The organism is Micrococcus luteus NCTC 2665, from assembly GCF_000023205.1.
Taxonomy (GTDB): domain Bacteria; phylum Actinomycetota; class Actinomycetes; order Actinomycetales; family Micrococcaceae; genus Micrococcus; species Micrococcus luteus.
This window is the reverse complement of record NC_012803.1, coordinates 856,997-876,048: the sequence shown is the minus strand read 5'-3', so window position 1 is coordinate 876,048 and position 19,052 is coordinate 856,997. Positions and strand designations below refer to the sequence as shown.

General features: G+C 75.5%; 15 protein-coding genes, 1 tRNA gene and 1 pseudogene. 3 read left to right on the top strand and 14 right to left on the bottom strand.

Annotation, left to right across the window (positions count from 1 at the left end):
* Positions 1–3: 3 nt before the first annotated feature.
* The 13 genes and pseudogenes from MLUT_RS15565 to MLUT_RS15505 form a co-directional block, all read right to left on the bottom strand.
* Positions 4–738, bottom strand: a complete 735-nt coding sequence (locus MLUT_RS15565) for an L-threonylcarbamoyladenylate synthase (protein WP_010079023.1) — start codon at positions 736–738, stop codon at positions 4–6.
* Positions 735–1,637, bottom strand: coding sequence for a peptide chain release factor N(5)-glutamine methyltransferase (prmC, locus tag MLUT_RS15560; RefSeq protein WP_010079024.1), 903 nt, complete (start codon positions 1,635–1,637; stop codon positions 735–737). Before prmC ends, MLUT_RS15565 begins: the two co-directional genes overlap by 4 nt.
* A complete protein-coding gene (prfA, locus tag MLUT_RS15555; RefSeq protein WP_010079025.1) occupies positions 1,634–2,743 on the bottom strand; it encodes a peptide chain release factor 1 in 1,110 nt (369 codons plus the stop codon). Before prfA ends, prmC begins: the two co-directional genes overlap by 4 nt.
* A 115-nt stretch (positions 2,744–2,858) precedes the next feature.
* Positions 2,859–4,997, bottom strand: coding sequence for a transcription termination factor Rho (gene rho / locus MLUT_RS15550; RefSeq protein ID WP_012750809.1), 2,139 nt, complete (start codon positions 4,995–4,997; stop codon positions 2,859–2,861).
* 320 nt (positions 4,998–5,317) lie between these two features.
* Positions 5,318–6,268 (bottom strand): annotated as a pseudogene (gene thrB / locus MLUT_RS23320) (homoserine kinase).
* 3 nt (positions 6,269–6,271) lie between these two features.
* Positions 6,272–7,384 carry a threonine synthase gene (gene thrC, locus MLUT_RS15540; RefSeq protein ID WP_010079029.1) on the bottom strand — a complete coding sequence of 371 codons (1,113 nt, stop codon included), beginning with the start codon at positions 7,382–7,384 and terminating at the stop codon, positions 6,272–6,274.
* Between the two features lie 3 nt (positions 7,385–7,387).
* Complete coding sequence (locus MLUT_RS15535) at positions 7,388–8,710, bottom strand: homoserine dehydrogenase (RefSeq protein WP_010079030.1); 1,323 nt, start codon at positions 8,708–8,710, stop codon at positions 7,388–7,390.
* A gap of 171 nt (positions 8,711–8,881) precedes the next feature.
* Positions 8,882–10,354: a diaminopimelate decarboxylase gene (gene lysA, locus MLUT_RS15530; protein WP_012750806.1), complete on the bottom strand. Its 1,473-nt coding sequence runs from the start codon at positions 10,352–10,354 to the stop codon at positions 8,882–8,884.
* An 8-nt stretch (positions 10,355–10,362) separates the two neighbouring features.
* Positions 10,363–12,033, bottom strand: a complete 1,671-nt coding sequence (gene argS / locus MLUT_RS15525; RefSeq protein WP_010079032.1) for an arginine--tRNA ligase — start codon at positions 12,031–12,033, stop codon at positions 10,363–10,365.
* A 115-nt stretch (positions 12,034–12,148) separates the two neighbouring features.
* Entirely contained in the window at positions 12,149–13,345 is a 1,197-nt protein-coding gene (locus MLUT_RS15520) for a HesA/MoeB/ThiF family protein (protein WP_010079033.1), read from the bottom strand.
* Positions 13,342–14,160, bottom strand: coding sequence for a thiazole synthase (locus MLUT_RS15515; RefSeq protein ID WP_010079034.1), 819 nt, complete (start codon positions 14,158–14,160; stop codon positions 13,342–13,344). The genes MLUT_RS15520 and MLUT_RS15515 overlap by 4 nt, the downstream gene beginning before the upstream one ends.
* Positions 14,161–14,163: 3 nt before the next feature.
* Positions 14,164–14,406 carry a sulfur carrier protein ThiS gene (gene thiS, locus MLUT_RS15510; protein ID WP_010079035.1) on the bottom strand — a complete coding sequence of 81 codons (243 nt, stop codon included), beginning with the start codon at positions 14,404–14,406 and terminating at the stop codon, positions 14,164–14,166.
* A complete protein-coding gene (locus MLUT_RS15505) occupies positions 14,403–15,572 on the bottom strand; it encodes an FAD-dependent oxidoreductase (protein WP_010079036.1) in 1,170 nt (389 codons plus the stop codon). Before MLUT_RS15505 ends, thiS begins: the two co-directional genes overlap by 4 nt.
* Positions 15,573–15,717: 145 nt before the next feature.
* On the opposite strand from MLUT_RS15505, the gene thiE reads away from it, so the two are divergent.
* Together thiE and MLUT_RS15495 are read left to right on the top strand one after the other, a co-directional pair.
* Positions 15,718–16,461, top strand: coding sequence for a thiamine phosphate synthase (thiE, locus tag MLUT_RS15500; RefSeq protein WP_010079037.1), 744 nt, complete (start codon positions 15,718–15,720; stop codon positions 16,459–16,461).
* A gap of 86 nt (positions 16,462–16,547) precedes the next feature.
* Positions 16,548–16,620, top strand: a tRNA-Arg gene (locus MLUT_RS15495).
* Positions 16,621–16,819: 199 nt separating this feature from the next.
* On the opposite strand, the gene thiD is transcribed toward MLUT_RS15495, so the two are convergent.
* Positions 16,820–17,659, bottom strand: a complete 840-nt coding sequence (thiD, locus tag MLUT_RS15490; RefSeq protein ID WP_012750805.1) for a bifunctional hydroxymethylpyrimidine kinase/phosphomethylpyrimidine kinase — start codon at positions 17,657–17,659, stop codon at positions 16,820–16,822.
* 73 nt (positions 17,660–17,732) lie between these two features.
* Between thiD and MLUT_RS15485 the strand changes: the two genes are divergently transcribed.
* Positions 17,733–18,890, top strand: coding sequence for a YkvI family membrane protein (locus tag MLUT_RS15485; RefSeq protein ID WP_010079039.1), 1,158 nt, complete (start codon positions 17,733–17,735; stop codon positions 18,888–18,890).
* The last annotated feature ends 162 nt before the right edge of the window (positions 18,891–19,052 follow it).

The window sequence follows — 19,052 nt, the reverse complement described above, 5'->3', positions numbered from 1 at the left end:
CGGTCAGGCCTCCCGGTCGGCGGGGCGCGCTGCGGCGGCGTCCTCGGAGGCCGCGATCCGCTCGGCGGCGACCGGGGGCTCCTCGCCCTCGGCGAGCAGGTCCGGCACCACCGCGCGCAGCTCCTCCAGGGGCACGGAGCCCTGCCGGGCCACGCGGAACGGGGTGACGGTGCAGTCCACGATCGTCGAGGGATCCCGGCTCTCGCGGGGGCCGGCGTCGAGGTAGAGGGCCACGGACTCCCCCAGCATCGAGCGGGCGGCGTCGGCGGTGGTGGCGGCGTCCATGCCGGTGCGGTTCGCGCTGGAGACGGCCATGGGGCCGACGGCGTAGAGCAGCTCGCGGGCCACCGCGTCGTCGGGCACGCGCAGGGCGACGGTGCCGCGGGTCTCGCCGAGGTCCCAGGTCAGCGTGGGCTGGGACTTGAGGATGAGCGTGAGGGCGCCGGGCCAGAAGCGCTCGGCGAGGGCCTCGGCCTCCTCCGGCACGTCGTACGCGAGGCCCGCCATGACGCGGCGGTCCGCGATGAGCACGGGCGGCGGCATGGTGCGGCCACGGCCCTTGGCGGCCAGCAGCACGGCCACGGCCAGGGGGGAGAACGCGTCCGCTCCGATGCCGTAGACGGTGTCCGTGGGCAGGACCACGCAGCCGCGGTCCGCGAGGACCTCGCGGGCGCGGGCCACGGCATTCTCGAGGGCGGCCGGATCCGAGACGTCGATGAAGTCACTCACGTCGGTCATTCTTCCACCTCCGCGCCCGCCGCGGCTTCGCAGGACCGGCGCGCCGTCAGGAACCGATCTCGTGCGGTGAGGTCCGGGTGCACGCGGACGCCCGTGAACCGGGGGTCCGCGCCGAGGGCGGCCAGGAGGGCCGGGCCCTGCGTCTCGTGGTGCTCCATGGCGAACAGGCCGTCCGGGGCGAGCAGCTCCGCCGCCCGGTGCGCGATGGCCCGCGGGATCCGCAGCCCGGGCGCGTCCCCGCCGTAGAGCGCCCGCGCCGGGTCCAGTCGGGCCTCGGGCTGGGCGGGCACCTCGGCCTCGGGCACATAGGGCGGGTTGCTCACGACGACGTCCACGCGGCCCTCGAGGTCAGGACATGCGACAAGGGCGTCGCCTTGTCGCAGGTCGACTCCGCGCGGGGCGAGGTTCCGCCGGGCCCAGTCGGCCGCCGTCGGGTCGAGCTCGACGGCGGTGACGGCGAGCGGGCGGCCCCGGGCCTCGCCCCACGCCGCGACGGCCACGGCGATCGCGCCGGAGCCGGTGCACAGGTCCACCACGACGCCCGCCGCGGGCCGCGCGGCCAGGTCGGCCACGACGGCCTCCACGAGCAGCTCGGTCTCCGGCCGCGGGATGAAGACGCCCGGGCCGACCGCCAGGTCGAGCCCGTGGAAGTGCGCGACGCCGGTCAGGTGCTGGACGGGCTCGCGGGCGGCGCGGCGCCCGACGAGCGCCTCGAACCCCGCCGCCTGCGCGGGCTCGGCCACGGCCCCGGCGAACACCCGGGCCAGCAGCGCGCCGCGGTCGAGGCCGAGTACGTGGCCCAGCAGCAGCTCGGCGTCCACGCGCGGCGAGTCGATGCCCACCGCGGTCAGGCGGGCGGCGGCCTCGCGCAGCAGCGCGGACCAGGCCGGTGCGCTCACGCGTCCCCGCCCAGCGCGGCGAGCCGCCGCTCCTCGTCGAGGGCGAGGCAGGAGGCGATCACGGCCTCGAGGTCGCCGTCGAGGACCGCGTCGAGGTTGTGCGCCTTGTAGCCGGTGCGGTGGTCCGCGATCCGGTTCTCCGGGAAGTTGTAGGTCCGGATGCGCTCCGAGCGGTCCATGGTGCGCACCTGCGCGGCGCGCGCCGCGGAGTCCTCGGCGTCCTGCTCCGCCCGCTGCCGCTCGAGCAGCCGCGACCGCAGCACGCGCAGCGCGGCCTCGCGGTTCTGGATCTGGGACTTCTCGTTCTGCATGGAGACGACGATCCCCGTGGGCAGGTGCGTCAGACGCACCGCGGAGTCGGTTGTGTTGACGGACTGGCCGCCCGGCCCGGAGGAGCGGAAGACGTCCACCTTGAGGTCGTTCGGATCGAGGTGGACCTCGTCCGGGGCGTCCACCTCGGGCAGCACGAGCACGCCGGCGGCCGAGGTGTGGATGCGGCCCTGGGACTCGGTGACGGGCACGCGTTGCACGCGGTGCACGCCGCCCTCGAACTTGAGCCGGGCGTAGACGCCGTCGGCCGGGTCGGCCGCGCTCCCCCGCACCGCCACGTGGACGTCCTTGTAGCCGCCCAGGTCGGAGTGCGTGGCGGAGAGGACCTCCGTCTTCCAGCCCCGGGAGTCGGCGTAGCGCAGGTACATGCGCAGCAGGTCGCCGGCGAACAGGGCGGCCTCCTCGCCGCCCTCGCCGCCCTTGATCTCGAGGATCACGTCGCGGGCGTCGTCGGGGTCGCGCGGGATCAGCAGCCGGCGCAGCCGTTCGGCGGCCTCCGCCTCGGCCGCCTCCAGACCGGGCACCTCGGCCGCGAAGGCCGCCGCGTCGTCATCGCCGGCCGCGGCCAGCTCCCGCGCGTCGGCCAGCTCCTCCGCGGCCGCCGACCAGGCGCGGTGGGCCGTCACCACGGCACCGAGCTCGGCGAACCGCCGGTTCAGCCGGCGGGCGAGTGCCGGGTCCTGGTGCACCGCCGGGTCGGACAGGCGCGCCGTCAGCTCGCGATGCTCCGCCAGGAGCCGATCCACGGCCTCGCGCCGCTGCTCCGAATCGAACACGTGCGTGCCTCTCCTCCTCCGGCCTCAGGGGGCCGGGCTGTCCGATGCGGACGGCCCCGCCCCGTCCGGCGGAGACGAGCTCCCCCCGGCGGGACGGGGCCGTGCGACGGGACGGTCAGTCGTCGCCCTTGGACCCCAGCGTGGTCTTGGAGACCAGCATGAGGAACTCGGCGTTGGACGCGGTGTCCTTGATCTTGTTGGTGAGCAGGTCGAGGGCCTGCTGCTGGTCGAGGCCGGAGAGCACCCGGCGCAGCTTCCACATGATCTTGACCTCCTCCTGCGAGAGCAGGGCCTCCTCGCGGCGCGTGCCGGACGCGTTGACGTCCACCGCCGGGAAGATGCGGCGCTCAGCGAGGTGGCGGGACAGGCGCAGCTCCATGTTGCCGGTGCCCTTGAACTCCTCGAAGATCACCTCGTCCATGCGCGAGCCGGTCTCGACCAGCGCGGTGGCCAGGATGGTCAGCGAGCCGCCGTTCTCGATGTTGCGGGCGGCGCCGAAGAACTTCTTCGGCGGGTACAGGGCCGAGGAGTCCACACCGCCGGAGAGGATGCGGCCCGAGGCCGGAGCGGCCAGGTTGTAGGCGCGGCCCAGGCGGGTCATGGAGTCGAGCAGCACGACGACGTCGCGGCCCATCTCCACGAGGCGCTTGGCGCGCTCGATGGCCAGCTCGGCGAGGGTGGTGTGGTCGTCCGCCGGGCGGTCGAACGTGGAGGCGATGACCTCGCCGTCCACCGACCGCTGCATGTCGGTGACCTCCTCGGGGCGCTCGTCGACGAGCACCATCATGAGGTGGACCTCGGGGTTGTTCGTCTTGATCGCGTTGGCGATCGACTGCAGGATCATCGTCTTGCCGGCCTTGGGCGGGGAGACGATGAGGCCGCGCTGGCCCTTGCCGATGGGGCTGACCAGATCGATCACGCGGGGGCCGATCAGCTTGGGATCGGTCTCCAGGCGCAGGCGCTCCTGCGGGTACAGCGGCACGAGCTTGCCGAACTCCACGCGCTGCGGGTGCTCGACGGCGGGCTGGCCGTTGACCGAGGAGATCTTCACCAGGGCGTTGAACTTCTGGCGGTGGGAGCCGCCGCCGTGGTGCTGCTTCTCACCGTCGCGCGGGGCGCGGATCGCGCCGACGACGGCGTCGCCCTTGCGCAGACCGTACTTCTTCACCATGGCCAGGGAGACGTAGACGTCGTTCGGGCCCGGCAGGTAGCCGGAGGTGCGGACGAACGCGTAGTTGTCCAGCACGTCGAGGATGCCGGCCACGGGCTGCAGGACGTCATCCTCGGTCAGCTCGGTCTCGTCGACCTCAGGGCCGCCGCGGCCACGGCGGTTGCGGCCGCGCTCGTTGCGGTTGCGGCGGTTGCGACGGTTGCGGCCGCCCTCGTCGTCGCGGTCGTCGCGGCGGCTGCGGTCCCCGCGTCCGCCGTCGCCCCGGCCGCCGTCCTCGGACTTGTCGCCGCGCTGCTCGCGCGAGCCGTCGCGGCCGTTCTCACGGTCCCGGTTGTTCTCGCGGCCGTTCTCGCGGTCGCGGTTGTTCTCACGGCCGTTCTCGCGGTCGCGGTTGTTCTCACGGTCACGGCCGTTGTCACGATCCCGCCCGTTGCGGCCGTTGCGACCGTTGCGGCCGTTGCGGCCGTTCTCGCGCCCGTTGTCGTCGCGGTCCTCTCGGTCGCCGCGGCGGTCCGCATCGGCGGCATCCTCGCCCTGGGCGCCGTCGGAGCGACGGTCCTGACCCTGCTGGGCGTCGTCGTCGCCGGCGCGGCGGCGGCCGCGGGAGCGGCGCTCGGACTGCGGGCGGCCCTCGCCCTCGTCGCGGGTCTCGGACCCCTCGGACCGATCCTGGTCCGAGGCGGTCTCACGGGGGGCCTGCTCGGTCTGGGCCTCGAGGGCCTCGGCCTGGGGCTGCCCGTCCTGGGCGGCGGCGGCCGGAGCCGAGGTGTCGGCATCGGCGCGGCGCGAGCGGCGGCGGGCCGGGCGCTCGGCGGCCGGGGCGGCGTCCTGAGAGGACGCGGCCGCCGGGGCGGCCTCGGCGGCGGGGGCCGCGGTGGTCTGGGCCGCGCGCTCGGCGGCGTCGCGGTCCGCCACGGAGCCGCCGCGCTGGTGGTCGGAGATCGCGGTCACCAGGTCGGCTTTGCGCATGCGCGAGCCGCCGGCGATGCCGAGCTGGGAGGCCAGGGCCTGGAGCTGGGCGAGCTTGAGCGAGGCCAGGCCACCGCCGTTCGTCGGCGTGGTCTGTTCCGTGGATTCGGTCACGAAGGTTCCTTCTCCCTCGAATGCGGCCCGGCGGCGCGTGGCGCGTCGGGCTGCGGTGTGCATCCGGTCGGGCCGCGCAGCGGCGCCCCAGAAAACCGGGTTTCATGGTGTGAACTCATCAGTGGCGCCTCCCCTGATCGTGCGCAGTCGCTGCGTGACGGGGCGGAGGCGTCCGGACTCGACCGAGCCGGAAGGGGTCCCGCACGCCGGCCGTGCGCAGCACGGGATGGATCGCGGCGGGGTTCCGGCCGACGGCGCTCGGTGCGTCCGGCCGTCACTGGCCCGGGCACCGGAGACCCGGGCCGCGCGAGGCGGTGGGGTCAGCCGTGGTGGAGTGATTCCACCCTAACACCGTCCACGGCCACGCACGGCACCAGCACGCGCCAGGAGGCCGCCCCGTCTGCCGTCAGAGCACGCGCAGCCTCCGCGGCGTGCTCGGCCGCCTGGACGCCGTCGCACAGCGCGAGCACCGTGGGACCTGCGCCGGAGACGACGGCGGCATGGCCGCGCTCGCGCAGCCCCGCGACCAGTGCGGCGCTGGCCGGCATGGCCACGGCGCGCGGCTCCTGGTGCAGCCAGTCCCGCGTGGCGGCCAGCAGCAGCGCGGGGTCCTCCGCCAGCGCGTGGACGAGCAGCGCGGCACGGCCGGCCTGGGCCGCCGCCGCGGCGTGGGGCACCTCGGCGGGCAGCACGCCCCGGGCGACGTGGGTGGACAGCTCGGTGTCCGGGATCGCGACCACCGGCACCACGCGCTCGTGCAGCCGCAGCCGGCAAGTCCTCCCTCATCGCGGCCCGCGGGTCCAGGAGACGGTGGCCCCGCCCACGAGCGCGGGGGCGACGTTGTCCGGGTGCCCCTCGAAGCGGGTGGCTGCCTCGAGCAGGTCCGCGGGCGCCCGGCGCAGCGCGGCCGGCAGCAGGGCCTCGGCCGCGGCGTAGGCCGCGACGACGGCGGCCGCGGACGAGCCGAGCCCGCGGGCGTGCGGGATCCGGTTCACGGCGCGCAGGTGCAGCCCCGGCGCGGTGAACCCGCGGTCCCGCAGGTGCTCGTGCGCCAGGCGCAGGATCAGGTGCGCGCCGTCCCGCGGCAGGGTGGCCGCGCCCTCCCCCTCGGCCTCCGCGACGTCGGGGCCCGCCACGACCGTGAGCGTCACCTCGTCGCGCAGCTCCAGGGCCAGGCCCATCGAGTCGAAGCCGGGGCCGAGGTTGGCGGAGGTGGCGGGGACGGAGACGGACGCGGCGGTCCCGGGCGCCAGCGGCTGCGGTGCGGCCATGGCTCAGCTCAGGCCGAGCGCCTGGGCGACGGTGACCACGTCGAACGGCACCGAGCGCGGGGTCACGTCGGCGCCGTCGGCGCCGCGCAGGGCCCACTGCGGGTCCTTGAGGCCGTGGCCGGTGACGGTGATGACCCAGCTCTTGCCGGCCGGCACGTTCCCGGCGGCGTGGTGCTTGAGCAGCCCGGCGACGCCGGCGGCGGAGGCGGGCTCGACGAACACGCCCTCCTTCGCGGAGAGCCAGCGATGGGCCTCGAGGATCTCCTCGTCCGTGACGGAGTCGATCATGCCGCCGGACTCGTCGCGGGCGGCCTCGGCCTGCTCCCACGAGGCCGGGTTGCCGATCCGGATGGCGGTGGCGATCGTGTCCGGGTCGGTCACGGGGTGGCCCTGGACGATCGGGGCGGCGCCCGCGGCCTGGAAGCCCCACATCACGGGGGTCTTCGTGGCCACCGCGGGCAGCTCGGCGTCCGAGGCGCCCTCGTGCGGGTTCACGTAGGGGGCGGCGTACTCGCGGTAGCCCTTCCAGTACGCGGTGATGTTTCCGGCGTTGCCCACGGGCAGCAGGTGGTAGTCCGGGGCGTCGCCGAGGGTGTCCACGACCTCGAATGCACCGGTCTTCTGCCCTTCGATGCGGGCCGGGTTGACGGAGTTCACCAGGAACACGGGGTAGTTCTCGGCCAGCTTGCGGGCCACCTCGAGGCAGTCGTCGAAGTTGCCCTGCACCTGGAGGATCTCCGCGCCGTGGGCCACGGCCTGGGACATCTTGCCCATCGAGATCTTCCCCTCGGGCACGAGCACGGCGCACGTGATCCCGGCCTGCGCCGCGTAGGCCGCCGCCGAGGCGGACGTATTGCCGGTGGATGCGCAGACGACGGCCTTCGCGCCGTCCGTGACGGCGGCGGTGATCGCCATGGTCATGCCGCGGTCCTTGAAGGAGCCGGTCGGGTTCATGCCCTCGAACTTCACGTGCACGGTGCCCTGCACCAGCTCGGAGAGGTGGGGGGCGTGGATGAGCGGGGTGCCGCCCTCGCCGAGGGTGATCACGCGCGTGTCCTCGGTGACGGGCAGGCGGTCGGCGTACTCGCGGACGACGCCGCGCCACTGGTGGGCCATGGGTCAGTTCCCTTCGACTCGGAGGACGGACGCGACCTCGTGGACGACGTCCAGGGCGGCGAGCGCCTCGACGGTGGCGTCGAGGTCGCGCTGCCGCGCACGGTGGGTGATCAGCCGCAGGGACGCGCCGGGGGCGTCCTCGCGCTCGGACGGGACCTGGCGCAGCGTCTCGATGGAGACGCCGTGCTCCTCGAACACCCCGGCGACGCGGCGCAGCACGCCGGGCTGGTCCGCCGCGCGCAGCACGACCATGAAGGAGGTGTGGGCCTCGGCCGGGTCCAGGGCGGGCAGGGCGGTGACGGGGGTCCGCAGGCGTGCCGGGCCGCCGCGCACGATGCGCTGGGCGATCGAGACGACGTCGCCCATCACCGCGGAGGCGGTGGGGGCGCCGCCGGCCCCGGGACCGTAGAACATGAGCTCGCCGGCGTTCTCGGCCTCCACGAAGACGGCGTTGAACGCCCCGCGCACGGAGGCCAGCGGGTGCTCCCGCGGCAGCAGGGTGGGGTGCACGCGCAGGACCGCGCCCTCGGCACCGTCGGCGGCGCGGCCGCGCTCGGCGATCGCCAGCAGCTTGATGACGTAGCCCGCCTCCGCGGCGGCGGCGTTGTCCTCGGCCGTGATCGCGGTGATGCCCGCGACGGCCACCTGGTCCAGGGTGTACGGCGCGCCGAACGCGATGGTCGCCAGGATCGCGGCCTTCGCGGCGGCGTCGTGGCCCTCGACGTCGGCGGTCGGGTCGGCCTCGGCGTAGCCGAGCCGCTGGGCCTCGGCGAGGGCGTCGTCGAAGTCCGCTCCTTCGGAGTCCATCCGGTCGAGGATGAAGTTGGTGGTGCCGTTGGCGATGCCCATCACGCGGGTGACGCGGTCGCCGCCCAGGGAGTCGCGCAGCGGGCGCAGGATCGGGATGGCGCCGGCGACGGCGGCCTCGAAGCTGAGCTGCGCGCCGGTGGCGGCGGCCGCGGCGTACAGCTCCTCGCCGTGCTGGGCCAGCAGCGCCTTGTTGCCCGTCACCACGGACGTGCCGGCGGCCAGGGCGCGCAGGATCAGGGTGCGGGCCGGCTCGATGCCGCCCATCAGCTCGATGACGACGTCCGCGCCGGCCACGAGCGCCTCGGCGTCGGTGGTGTAGAGCGCCGGGTCCGCCTGCCAGTCGCGGGTCGCGCCCGTGTCCCGCACCGCGATGCCCGTGAGCTCGAGGTCGGCGCCCACGCGGTCCCGCAGGATGTCGGCGTCCTCGGTGAGGATCCGGGCGGTCTGGGACCCCACGGTCCCGCCGCCCAGCAGGGCGACCTTGAGAGCGGTGGGGGCGTCGGTGTGCTGGGGCATGGTCCTCCGTGATCCAGGGTGGGGTCGGGGCCGCGCGACCGCGCCGCCCGGCTGGCCTCGAATCTAGCGTGGCGCCCCGGCCCGTCCCACCGCGCGACACTCGGTGTCCGCAGAGCGGGACGGACCCACCCGGGCCCGAGGCCGACGGCCGGGTGCGCCGCGCCCGCGTCCTCAGCGGGCGAGGCGCGGATCGGCCTCGCGGGCGAACAGGTCCTCCTGCGTCTCGCGACGGATGATCACCCGCGCCAGCCCGCCGGAGACCGCGACGACGGCCGGGCGGGCCAGCGCGTTGTAGTTCGAGGACATCACGTGCGTGTACGCGCCCGTGGCCGGCACGGCCAGCAGGTCGCCGCGGCCCAGGTCGGCCGGCAGGTACACGTCGCGGACGAGGATGTCGCCGGACTCACAGTGCTTGCCCACCACACGGGAGAGCGCCGGCTCGGCCTCCGAGGTGCGGCGCGCGGAGACGGCGGTGTAGTCGGCGTCGTAGAGCACGGGACGCGGGTTGTCGGACATGCCGCCGTCCACGGCGACGTAGCGGCGGGCCGCCGTGCCGCCGTCGGGGGCGTCCGCGTCCACGGTCTTGGTCACCCCGACCGTGTAGAGGGTCAGCCCCGCGGGGCCCGAGATGGCCCGCCCCGGCTCGAGCGAGACCCGCGGGCACCTCAGGCCGAGGCGCTCGACGGTCTTCTGGACGTCGTCGGCGAGGGCGTCGGCGATCTCCGCGGCCGGGCGCGGCTCGTCCACGGCCGTGTAGGCGATGCCGTGGCCGCCGCCGAGGTCGAGCTCGGCCAGCTCCACCCCGTGCTCGGCCTTGACCTCGGCGAGGAACTCGAGCACGCGTCCGGCCGCCAGCCCGAAGCCCTCGGCCTCGAAGATCTGGGACCCGATGTGGCAGTGCACGCCCAGCAGGTCGATCGACTCGGTCGCCAGGGCCGTGTCCACGGCGACGGCGGCCGGCGAGCGGCCGGCCACGTTGCCGTCCCGGTCGGTGGACGCCGGGGCCAGGGAGAGCCCGAACTTCTGGTCCTCGTGCGCGGTGGCGATGAAGTCGTGGGTGTGCGCGTGCACGCCCGGGGTCAGCCGGAGCATCACGGGGGCGCGGTGGCCGGCCTCGGCCGCGAGCGCGGCCAGGTGGGTGAGCTCGTCGAGCGAGTCCACGATGATCCGGCCCACGCCCGCCTCGAGGGCGGTGCGCAGCTCGGCGTCCGACTTGTTGTTGCCGTGCAGGCCGATGTGGGCCGGGTAGACGCCGGCGGCCAGCGCGATCGCCAGCTCGCCGCCGGAGGCGGTGTCCACGCGCAGGCCCTCCTCGGCCGCCCAGCGGGCGGTGGAGAGGGTGAGCATGGACTTGCCGGCGTAGTAGACGTCCGCTCCCCCGCACAGGTCGGCGAACGCGGCGTCGAAGCCCTCGCGGAACGCGCGGGCGCGGGCGCGGAAGTCGTCCTCGTCCACCACGAGCAGCGGCGTGCCGAACTCCGCGGCGAGCGCGCTCGCGCGCAGGCCCTGGACGGTGAGCTCGCCGTCGGCGGCACGGCCCACGCCGGCGGCCCAGAGGCCGGGCACGAGCGCGTCCGGGTCCCCCGGCGCGGGGAGCCAGGCGGGGGCGAGCGGGGAGGCGGGGGCGGGCTGCGTCGTCGTCATCCGGGCGCTCACATCTTCTCCGGGGCGGACACGCCGAGCAGGCCGAGGCCGTTGGCCAGCACCTGGGCGGTGGCGTCGTTGAGCCACAGGCGGGTGCGGTTGAGGGTCTCGACGGGACGCGGCGTGCCGTCGTCGGTGGGCATGGGCACGATCCGGCAGGCGGCGTACCACGAGTGGTAGGCCCCGGCGATCACCTCGAGGTGGCGGGTCACGCGGTGCGGCTCGCGCAGGCGCGCCGCCGCGGCGACGACGGCCGGGAACTCCGCCAGCTGGGCCAGCAGCTCCGACTCGGTGGCGTGGGTGAGCAGGGCGGCGTCGAACTCGGAGCGGTCCACGCCGTGGGCCTGCGCGGTGCGCGCCGCGCCCGAGGCGCGGGCGTGGGCGTACTGCACGTAGTAGACGGGGTTGTCGTTCGTGGCGGAGCGCAGCAGCTCGGGGTCGATCGTCAGGGGCGAGTCCGCGGGGTAGCGGGCCAGGTCGTAGCGCAGGGCGTCGCGGCCGAGCCACTCCACGAGGTCCTTGAGCTCGATGATGTTGCCGGCGCGCTTGGAGAGCTTCGCGCCGTTGACCGAGATGAGCTGGCCGATGAGGATCTCGATGTTCGTCGCCGGGTCGTCGCCGGCGGCGGCGGCGATCGCCTTGAGGCGGTTCACGTAGCCGTGGTGGTCGGCGCCGAGCAGGTACACCTTCTCCTCGAAGCCGCGGTCGCGCTTGTGGAGGTAGTAGGCGGCGTCGGCGGCGAAGTAGGTGGGCTCGCCGTTGGCGCGGATGAGCACGCGGTCCTTGTCGTCGCCGAAGTCGGTGGTCTTGAGCCACACGGCGCCCTCGCGGTCCTCGATGTGGCCCTGCTCGCGCAGCCGCTGCACGGCCTGGTCGATCGCGCCGGAGTCGTGGAGCGTCTGCTCCGAGGTGAACACGTCGAAGTGCACGTCGAAGGCGGCGAGCGTGTCCTTGATGTCCTGCATCTGGAGCCGGTACGCGGCCTCGCGGACCACCGGGCGGGCGGCCTCGTCCGTCAGCTCGCGCACGTCCGGGTGCTCGAGGGCGACGGCGTCGGCCAGCTCCTGCACGTATGCGCCGGGGTAGCCGCCCGCGGGGACGTCGCGGCCGTGCAGGCGGGCGAGGACCGAGTCGGCGAACACGTTCATCTGGTTGCCGGCGTCGTTGACGTAGTACTCGGCGGTGACGTCCGCGCCGGAGGCGCGCAGCAGGCGGGCGATCGCGTCGCCCAGCGCGGCCCAGCGGGTGTGTCCGATGTGCAGCGGTCCGGTGGGGTTGGCGGAGACGAACTCCATGTTCACGGTGTGCCCGGCCAGGGTGTCGTTGCGGCCGTACTCCGGGCCGGCCTCGACGATCTCGCGGGCCAGGGCGCCGGCCGAGGCCGCGTCCAGGGTGACGTTGAGGAAGCCGGGGCCGGCGACGTCGACGGCCGCGATGCCCGGCTTCCCGGTCAGGCGCTCGGCCACGAGCCCGGCGAGGTCGCGCGGGGCCATCCCGGCCTTCTTGCCCAGCTGGAGGGCGACGTTGGTGGCCCAGTCGCCGTGCTCGCGGCTGCGGGGTCGCTCCACCTTCACGCGCGCGGGGGTGATCCCCTCCCGCAGCGCGGCGGGGAGGTCACCGGCATCGACGGCGTCGGTGAGGACAGCGGACAGCAGGGCGGAGAGGTCTTCGGGCTTCACCCGCGCAAGTCTACGGAAGGGCCGCCGCGCCCGTGCGCGTGCGAACGAACCCTGCGAGATGGCCCCCTCCGGCCCGCGGTGGGGGCCATCTCGCAGGGTTCGTCGGCGCGGGGGGTCAGGCGGGCCAGGCGGCGAGGCCGCCGGCGAGGGAGAGGACGCGCCCGCCGGCGCTCGGATCGGCCCCGACGACGGCGTCTCGCGCCCGGGCCGAGCGGGCTCCGGCGGCGCAGTAGACCACCAGGACGCGGTCCTGCCCGGGCGTGTGGGCCGCCGGCTCCGCGAGGACGGCCTCGAGCGGGACGTGCCGATCGGCCACCGCCGCGGAGACCTCGACCCGGCGCAGGCGGCGCTCCCAGTCCTCGCGGACGTCGAGCAGGGTCAGGGACGCGGCCCGGGCGGGGTCGGCGAGCAGGGCGGCCAGCGCGGCGGGGGCGATCTCCCCGCCCGCGGCGCCGCACGCCTCCGCCGAGCCGGGGGCGCCGGCGTCGTCCGGGCGGGGGGCCTGGTCCGCGTGGGCGGACAGGTCCGTCACGGGGGTCCGCTCGGGGTCGGGCACGAGCCGCAGCTCACGGAAGCGCATCGTCAGGGCGTCCACGGAGAGCAGCCGCCCGACCAGGGGCTCGCCCACCCCGGAGAGCAGCTTGATCGCCTCGGCTGCCATGAGGGAGCCGATGATCCCGGGCAGCACCCCGAGCACCCCGGCCTGCGCGCACGAGGGCACCTCGCCGGGTTCGGGCCGCTCCGGGAAGACGTCCCGGTACAGCGGCCCGCCCGGGGCGAACACGCTCACCTGCCCCGCGAACCGCAGGATCGCGCCCCACACCACGGGCACGCCCGCGATCTCGCACGCGTCGGCCACGAGGTAGCGGGTCGCGTAGTTGTCCGTGCCGTCGAGCACGAGGTCCACGGCACCGACCCGCTCGAGCGCGTTGGCCGCGGTCAGGCGTTCGCGGTGCTCGACCACGCGCACCTCGGGGTGCAGGCCGCGCATCGTCGCGGCGGCGGAGGCGGTCTTGGGGCGGCCGAGGTCCGCCTCGGCGTGGATCACCTGGCGGTGCAGGTTGGAGCGGTCCACCACGTCGTCGTCGATCACGTGGACCTCCCCCACGCCCGCGGCGGCGAGGTAGGTCAGCACGGGCGCGCCAAGGCCGCCGGCGCCGACCACGAGGACGCGGGAGCGCAGCAGCGCCAGCTGGGCCTCGGGGCCGAAGCCGTCCAGGCTCAGGTGGCGGGCGAAGCGCTGCAGCTGGGTGTCGGACAGTGCGGTGAGGTCGCGGGGCTCGCGGGCGGCGGGGTCCAGGGCGGCGGTCACCGCTCGTCCTCCTCGGCCGTGACCCGCCCGGCCATCGGCGAGGAGGCCAGGGCGTGCTCGCGGCGCGGGATGCGCCCGGCGCGGCGGGCGTGGAAGCCCGCCTCGAGCGCGAGCCGGCACGCGTGGGCCATGCGGGCGGGCTCGGCGGCGCGGGTGATCGCGGAGGCGGCGAGCACGGCGTCGCAGCCGGCCTCCATCGCCAGGGCGACGTCCGAGGCGGTGCCCACGCCGGCGTCGAGCACGATCGGCACGGAGGCGCGCGAGACGATCAGCTCCAGGTGTGCGCGGTTGAGGATGCCCAGCCCCGAGCCGATCGGCGAGCCCAGCGGCATGACGGCGGCGGCGCCGGCCTGCTCGAGGCGCAGCGCCATGGCGGGGTCGTCCGAGGTGTAGGCCAGGACGGTGAAGCCGTCGGCGGCGAGCCGCTCGGTGGCCTCGAGGGTCTCGACGACGTCGGGCAGCAGGGTGCGCTCGTCGGCGATGACCTCGACCTTCACGAGGTCGGTCTCGAGCGCCTCCCGGCCGAGCCGGGCGGTGAGCACGGCGTCCCGGGCGGTGTAGCAGCCGGCGGTGTTGGGCAGCACGTCGATGCCGAGGCGGTCCAGCAGCGCGACCAGGCCGTCGCGGGTGTCCGCGGACCAGCGGCGCAGCGCCACGGTGGTGAGCGTGGTGCCGGAGGCGACGAGGGCGCCCTCGAGCGCGGTGAGGTCGGTGATGCCGCCCGTGCCCATGATGAGCCGGGAGGCCAGGTCGTAGCCGCCGATCCGCAGCGGCGGGATCGTGGAGGCGGCGGGTGGGGTGCAGTGCTCGGCCATCGCTCAGCCCCCCTGCACCGCGGTGACGACGTCGACCTCGTCCCCGGCGGCCAGCGCCCGGGTGGCCCAGGCCGACCGGGGCACGACCTCGCCGCCGACCGCCACGGCCACGCCGAGCCGCCGCCCGTCCGCGGCGGCGCCGTCGTCGCCGACCACGCGCCCGGTGACGTGCGCGACGACGTCGCGGACGGTGGCCACGGCCAGCTCGGCGGGCTCTCCGTTGAGGGTCAGGGTGAGGGTGCTCATGCGATCTCCTTCAGGCGGGCGCGCAGCAGCTCGAGGATCCGCCCGGCCGCCCAGGGGGCGAGCAGGATCCCGTGACGGTGGAAGCCGGTGGCGACGACGGCGCCCGGGGCCTCGGGCACGGTGAGCACGCGCGGGGCGTCGTCGGGGGTGCCGGGGCGGGCGGCGGTGGTGATCTCGACGAGCTCGCACTCGCGGACGGCGGGCAGGATCGCGGCGGCGTCGGCGAGCAGGTCCAGCACGGCCCCGGCGCAGGTGCCGGCCAGCCCGTCCTCGCGGGCCGAGGCGCCGACCACGAGGGTGCCGTCCGCGCGGGGCACGAGGTAGACCTGGCGCCCGTGGACGAGGCCGCGGACGGTGCGGGTGATCAGGTGCGACTCCCCCGGCAGCAGCTGCTCGGGGCGCACCCGCAGGCGCAGCACGTCGCCGTGGACGGGTCGCAGCGGGACCTCGACGGCGGTGGCCGTGCCGCCGATCCCACGATGGCCCAGGCCCGCGGCGAGGACCGCGCCGTCGGCGGTGAGGACGCCCCCGTCGGCCAGCGTGAGGCGCACCCCCTCGCCCTCCGGGTCGGCGGCGGTGACGCGTCCGGCCACGAATCGGGCGGCGGGTCCGGCGCCGGCCGGGAGCGGGCCGCCGTCGGGTCCGGTCTCGGCGCGCAGGGCGGCGACGCAGGCGGCGGCGAGCCGTCGCGGGTCCACCTGATGGTCGTCCGGGGCGTCGAAGCCGGCGGCCAGGCCCGGGGTCAGGGCGGGCTCGGCGCGGCGCAGCGCGCGGACGGAGACGGGCTCGACCCGGCGACCGAGGATCGAGGCGTGCTCGAGCACGTGGTCCCACGCGCGGGCGTCCGAGGGGTCCGCGGCCACGATCCAGGCGCCCTGCGGCAGGAAGCCCGTCTCGACCTCGGTGAAGGCGGCGAGCAGGTCCACGAGGCCCGGGTAGGCCTCCCAGCCGGCCTGCAGCAGCGGGGCGAGGTCGTCCTGGCTGAACTGGGTCTCGGCGAGCGGCGCGAGCATCCCCGCCGCGGCGTGGGTGGCCCCGGCCACGGCGTGCGGGCGCCCGGCGGTGTCCAGCTCGGGGGCGATCAGGGTGACGGCGTGGCCTGCGGCGCGCAGACGCACGGCGGCGGTGAGGCCGATGATCCCGGCCCCGACGACGGCCACGTGCACGGACCGGTCCTCCTCACGGCGGCATGACCCGCATCGAGTGGTGATGGTCGGCCGCGCCGGCGCGGTGCGCCCCTGCGGCCCTCTCAGCCCGGCGTGTGCGGCCCGGGCTCCCATGGAACTGCGGCCAGTCTGCCACAGTGGGCGCATGCACTCCCCCGACCCGCTCCTGATGACCGCGGCCGGCCGCGACGACGGCGACACCGGCCCCGGCGCGGGCCGCCGCGCCCGCCTCGCCGCCTCCCGGCTGTACGTCTGCACCGACCTGCAGCGGTTCCTGCGCCCGGACGGCACGCTCGACGCGGCCGCGTTCGCTGGCTTCTGCGCGGCGGCGTTCCGCGGCGGGGTGGACCTGATCCAGGTGCGGGACAAGGCCGTGGACGTGGCGGTCGAGCTGGCCGCGTTCGTCGTGCTCGTCCCGCTGGCCCGGGAGCACGGGGCGCTCTCGGCCGCCAACGATCGCGCCGACGTCGCCGCCCTGGCCGGGGTGGACGTGTTCCACACGGGCCAGACCGACCTGACCACCGCGCAGTGCCGCGCCCTGCTGGGCCCGGACGTGGTGCTCGGCCGCTCATGCCACACCGAGGCGCAGGTGCGCGCCGCCCGCGCGGAGGACGGCCTGGACTACTTCTGCACGGGGCCGGTGTTGGCGACGCCCACGAAGCCGGGCCGGGCCGCCGTCGGACTGGCGCTGCCCTCCTTCGCCGCGCGCCTGGACGCCGAGGACCCGGCGGGGGCGCGGCCGTGGTTCGCCATCGGCGGCGTCGACGCGGACCGGCTGCCCGAGGTCCGCGCGGCCGGGGCGGAACGGATCGTGGTGGTCCGCGCCGTGACGCAGGCCGAGGACCCCGAGGCCGCGGCCCGGAGCCTGCGCGCGGGCCTGCCCGGCTGACGCGCCCCGCGGGGAGGTCACGGACGGGCCGTCCTGATGGTGTAGAGTCGTCGAGTCCGCAACGCGCTCGACGCGTCGCGACCCCCGCCTCCGTAGCTCAGGGGATAGAGCGTCTGCCTCCGGAGCAGAAGGCCGCAGGTTCGAATCCTGCCGGGGGCACGAGCGAACAGAGCCGGACCCCCGTGACGACACGGGGGTCCGGCTCTTCCGCGTTCTGCGGCCCCGGACGCTTGAGCGGAGCGGGAGGTCCGGGTCAGCGGCATTCGAGGCGGGAAATCGACCTCATGGAACGTCCCGCGGCGCGCATTCGCCGGATTTCCCGCCTCGAACGTGTCGAAGCCCGGAGGTCCGGCGCACATCAGCTCCGCTGCGCGTGACCGTGGTCCACGGGCCCGTGCCACGTCGGCCGCGAGGCGTCCCCGACCGCGAGCGCCTCCCCCGCCCGCATCGCGTCGGCCAGCCACGGCTTGGCCCGCGCGAGTGCGTCCTCCCAGCTCAGGCCCGCGCCGGCCAGCGTGGCCAGGGCCGAGGAGAGGGTGCAGCCGGTGCCGTGCGACGCGCGGGTCGCCACGCGCGGGCCGCGCACCTCGTGCACGGCCCCGTCCACGCGCACGACGGCGTCCGGCACTTCCGCCGCTGCGGCCTCGTCCAGGTGCCCGCCCTTGAGCAGCACCGTCACGTCGTGCTCGGCGGCCAGGCCCCGAGCCGCGTCGAGGGCGGCGTCCCAGTCCGTCGCGTCCCGCCCGGTCAGCCGGGCCAGCTCGGGCAGGTTGGGGGTCACCAGGTGCGCCGCCCGCAGCAGCCGGGACCACGCGGCGCGCCCGTCGTCGTCGCCCACCGCGGTGAGGGCGTCCCCGCTCGAGGCCACCATGACCGGGTCCAGCACGACGACGGCGGGCCGGGTCTTCTCGAGCCAGCCGGCGACGGCCCCCATGAGCTCCACCGTGCCGAGCATGCCGATCTTCACGGCGTCCATGGCGATGTCGGCGGCGATGGAGTCGAGCTGGGCGCGCACCACGTCCACCGGCAGCGGGTGGACGGCCCGCACGCCCTGCGTGTTCTGGGCGGTGATCGCGGTGATCGCGGTCATCCCGTAGCCGCCCCACGCGGCGATGGTCTTCAGGTCGGCCTGGACCCCGGCGCCGCCGCCGGAGTCGGAGCCGGCGATGCTGAGCACGCGGGGGACGGCGGGGGTCATGCGGGGGCTCCTTCGCGTCGGGGCGGATCGGCCGCCCGGGCCGGGCCGATCCCGCCCATGAGAATGTAGTCGCATGTCCCACGTCACCGAGAGCTCTCCCGCGCACCCCTGCCGGGCCGAGGAGTCGGCGCCGCTGCGGCCGACCTCCCCGCTCGGGATCGCCGCCACGTTCATCGGCACCACCATCGGTGCCGGGTACGCCTCGGGCAACGAGATCCTGCAGTACTTCGTGAGCTTCGGCCTCTGGGGCGGCACGGGGGCGCTCGTGATCGCCGGCGCGCTGTTCTTCCTGCTCGCGGTGATCGTGCTGCGGCTGGCGCAGAAGCTGCGGACCACAGACATCCACCGGATCGTGAACCCCACGACGTCGCGCGTGCCCACCTGGTTCGCGGACCTGTGCATCACCACGTCCCTGCTGGGGACGCTGGTGATCATGCTGGCCGGGGCCGGGGCGGCGGTGCACACCGCGTTCGGGCTGCCCGCGCTCGCGGGCTCGCTCGTGATGGCGGCCGTCTGCGTGGTCTCGGTGCTGGCCGGCATCACGGGCCTCGTGCGCGTCCAGGCCGTGGTGGTCCCCCTGATCATCGTGGTCGCCGTCGGCGTCGCGGTGTGGGGGTTGGCGAACCCGGGGGCCGCGGTGGACGACGTCGCCGCGCTCGTGACCTCGTCCCCGCTGATCAACCAGTGGTGGCTCTCGGGTGTGCTGTACGTGGCGTTCAACATCCAGCTGGCCTACGCGGTGCTCGCCCCGATCGGTGCGGAGAGCTCCTCGTCGGGCCGCTCCCTCGTCGCCGGGGCCGGGCTCGGGGCCCTGGGCCTCGTGGTGATGGCCGGCGCGGTGATGGCCGCGATGACCGCCCACGCCCAGCTCATCGGCCGCGCCGAGCTTCCCATGGTCGAGCTGGCCGCGATGATCGGCGGCTGGGCCGCTCTGCTGTACACGGTCGTCCTGTTGCTGGCGCAGTTCACGACGGCGGTCTCGTGCCTGTACGGCGGGGTGGAGCGCATCGCCCTGCTGTCCTCGATGCGCCGCGTGCCGGGCTGGGTCATCGCCGTCGTCACGGCCCTGGCCGCCACCCTGCTCTCGAGCGTCGGCTTCTCCGACCTCGTGGGCACCGTCTACCCCGTCCTCGGCTACGCCGGCATCGTCATCATCGTGATGCTGGTCGTGACGTGGATCGTCGAGCGCACCACAGTGCGCCGCCGGGCGGCCCGCGCGGCGCGCGCCTGAGCGGCCCGCCGCATGGCCGGACAGCGGACGGTGAGGCCCCGCGGGGCACGTGCTAGGGTCGCTCGCATCCCACGGGAGCCCCACGGCACGGGGCTGAGACCGGGCTGACGCCGCCCGGACACCGTCTGAACCTGTCCGGGTCATTCCGGCGATGGAAGAAGG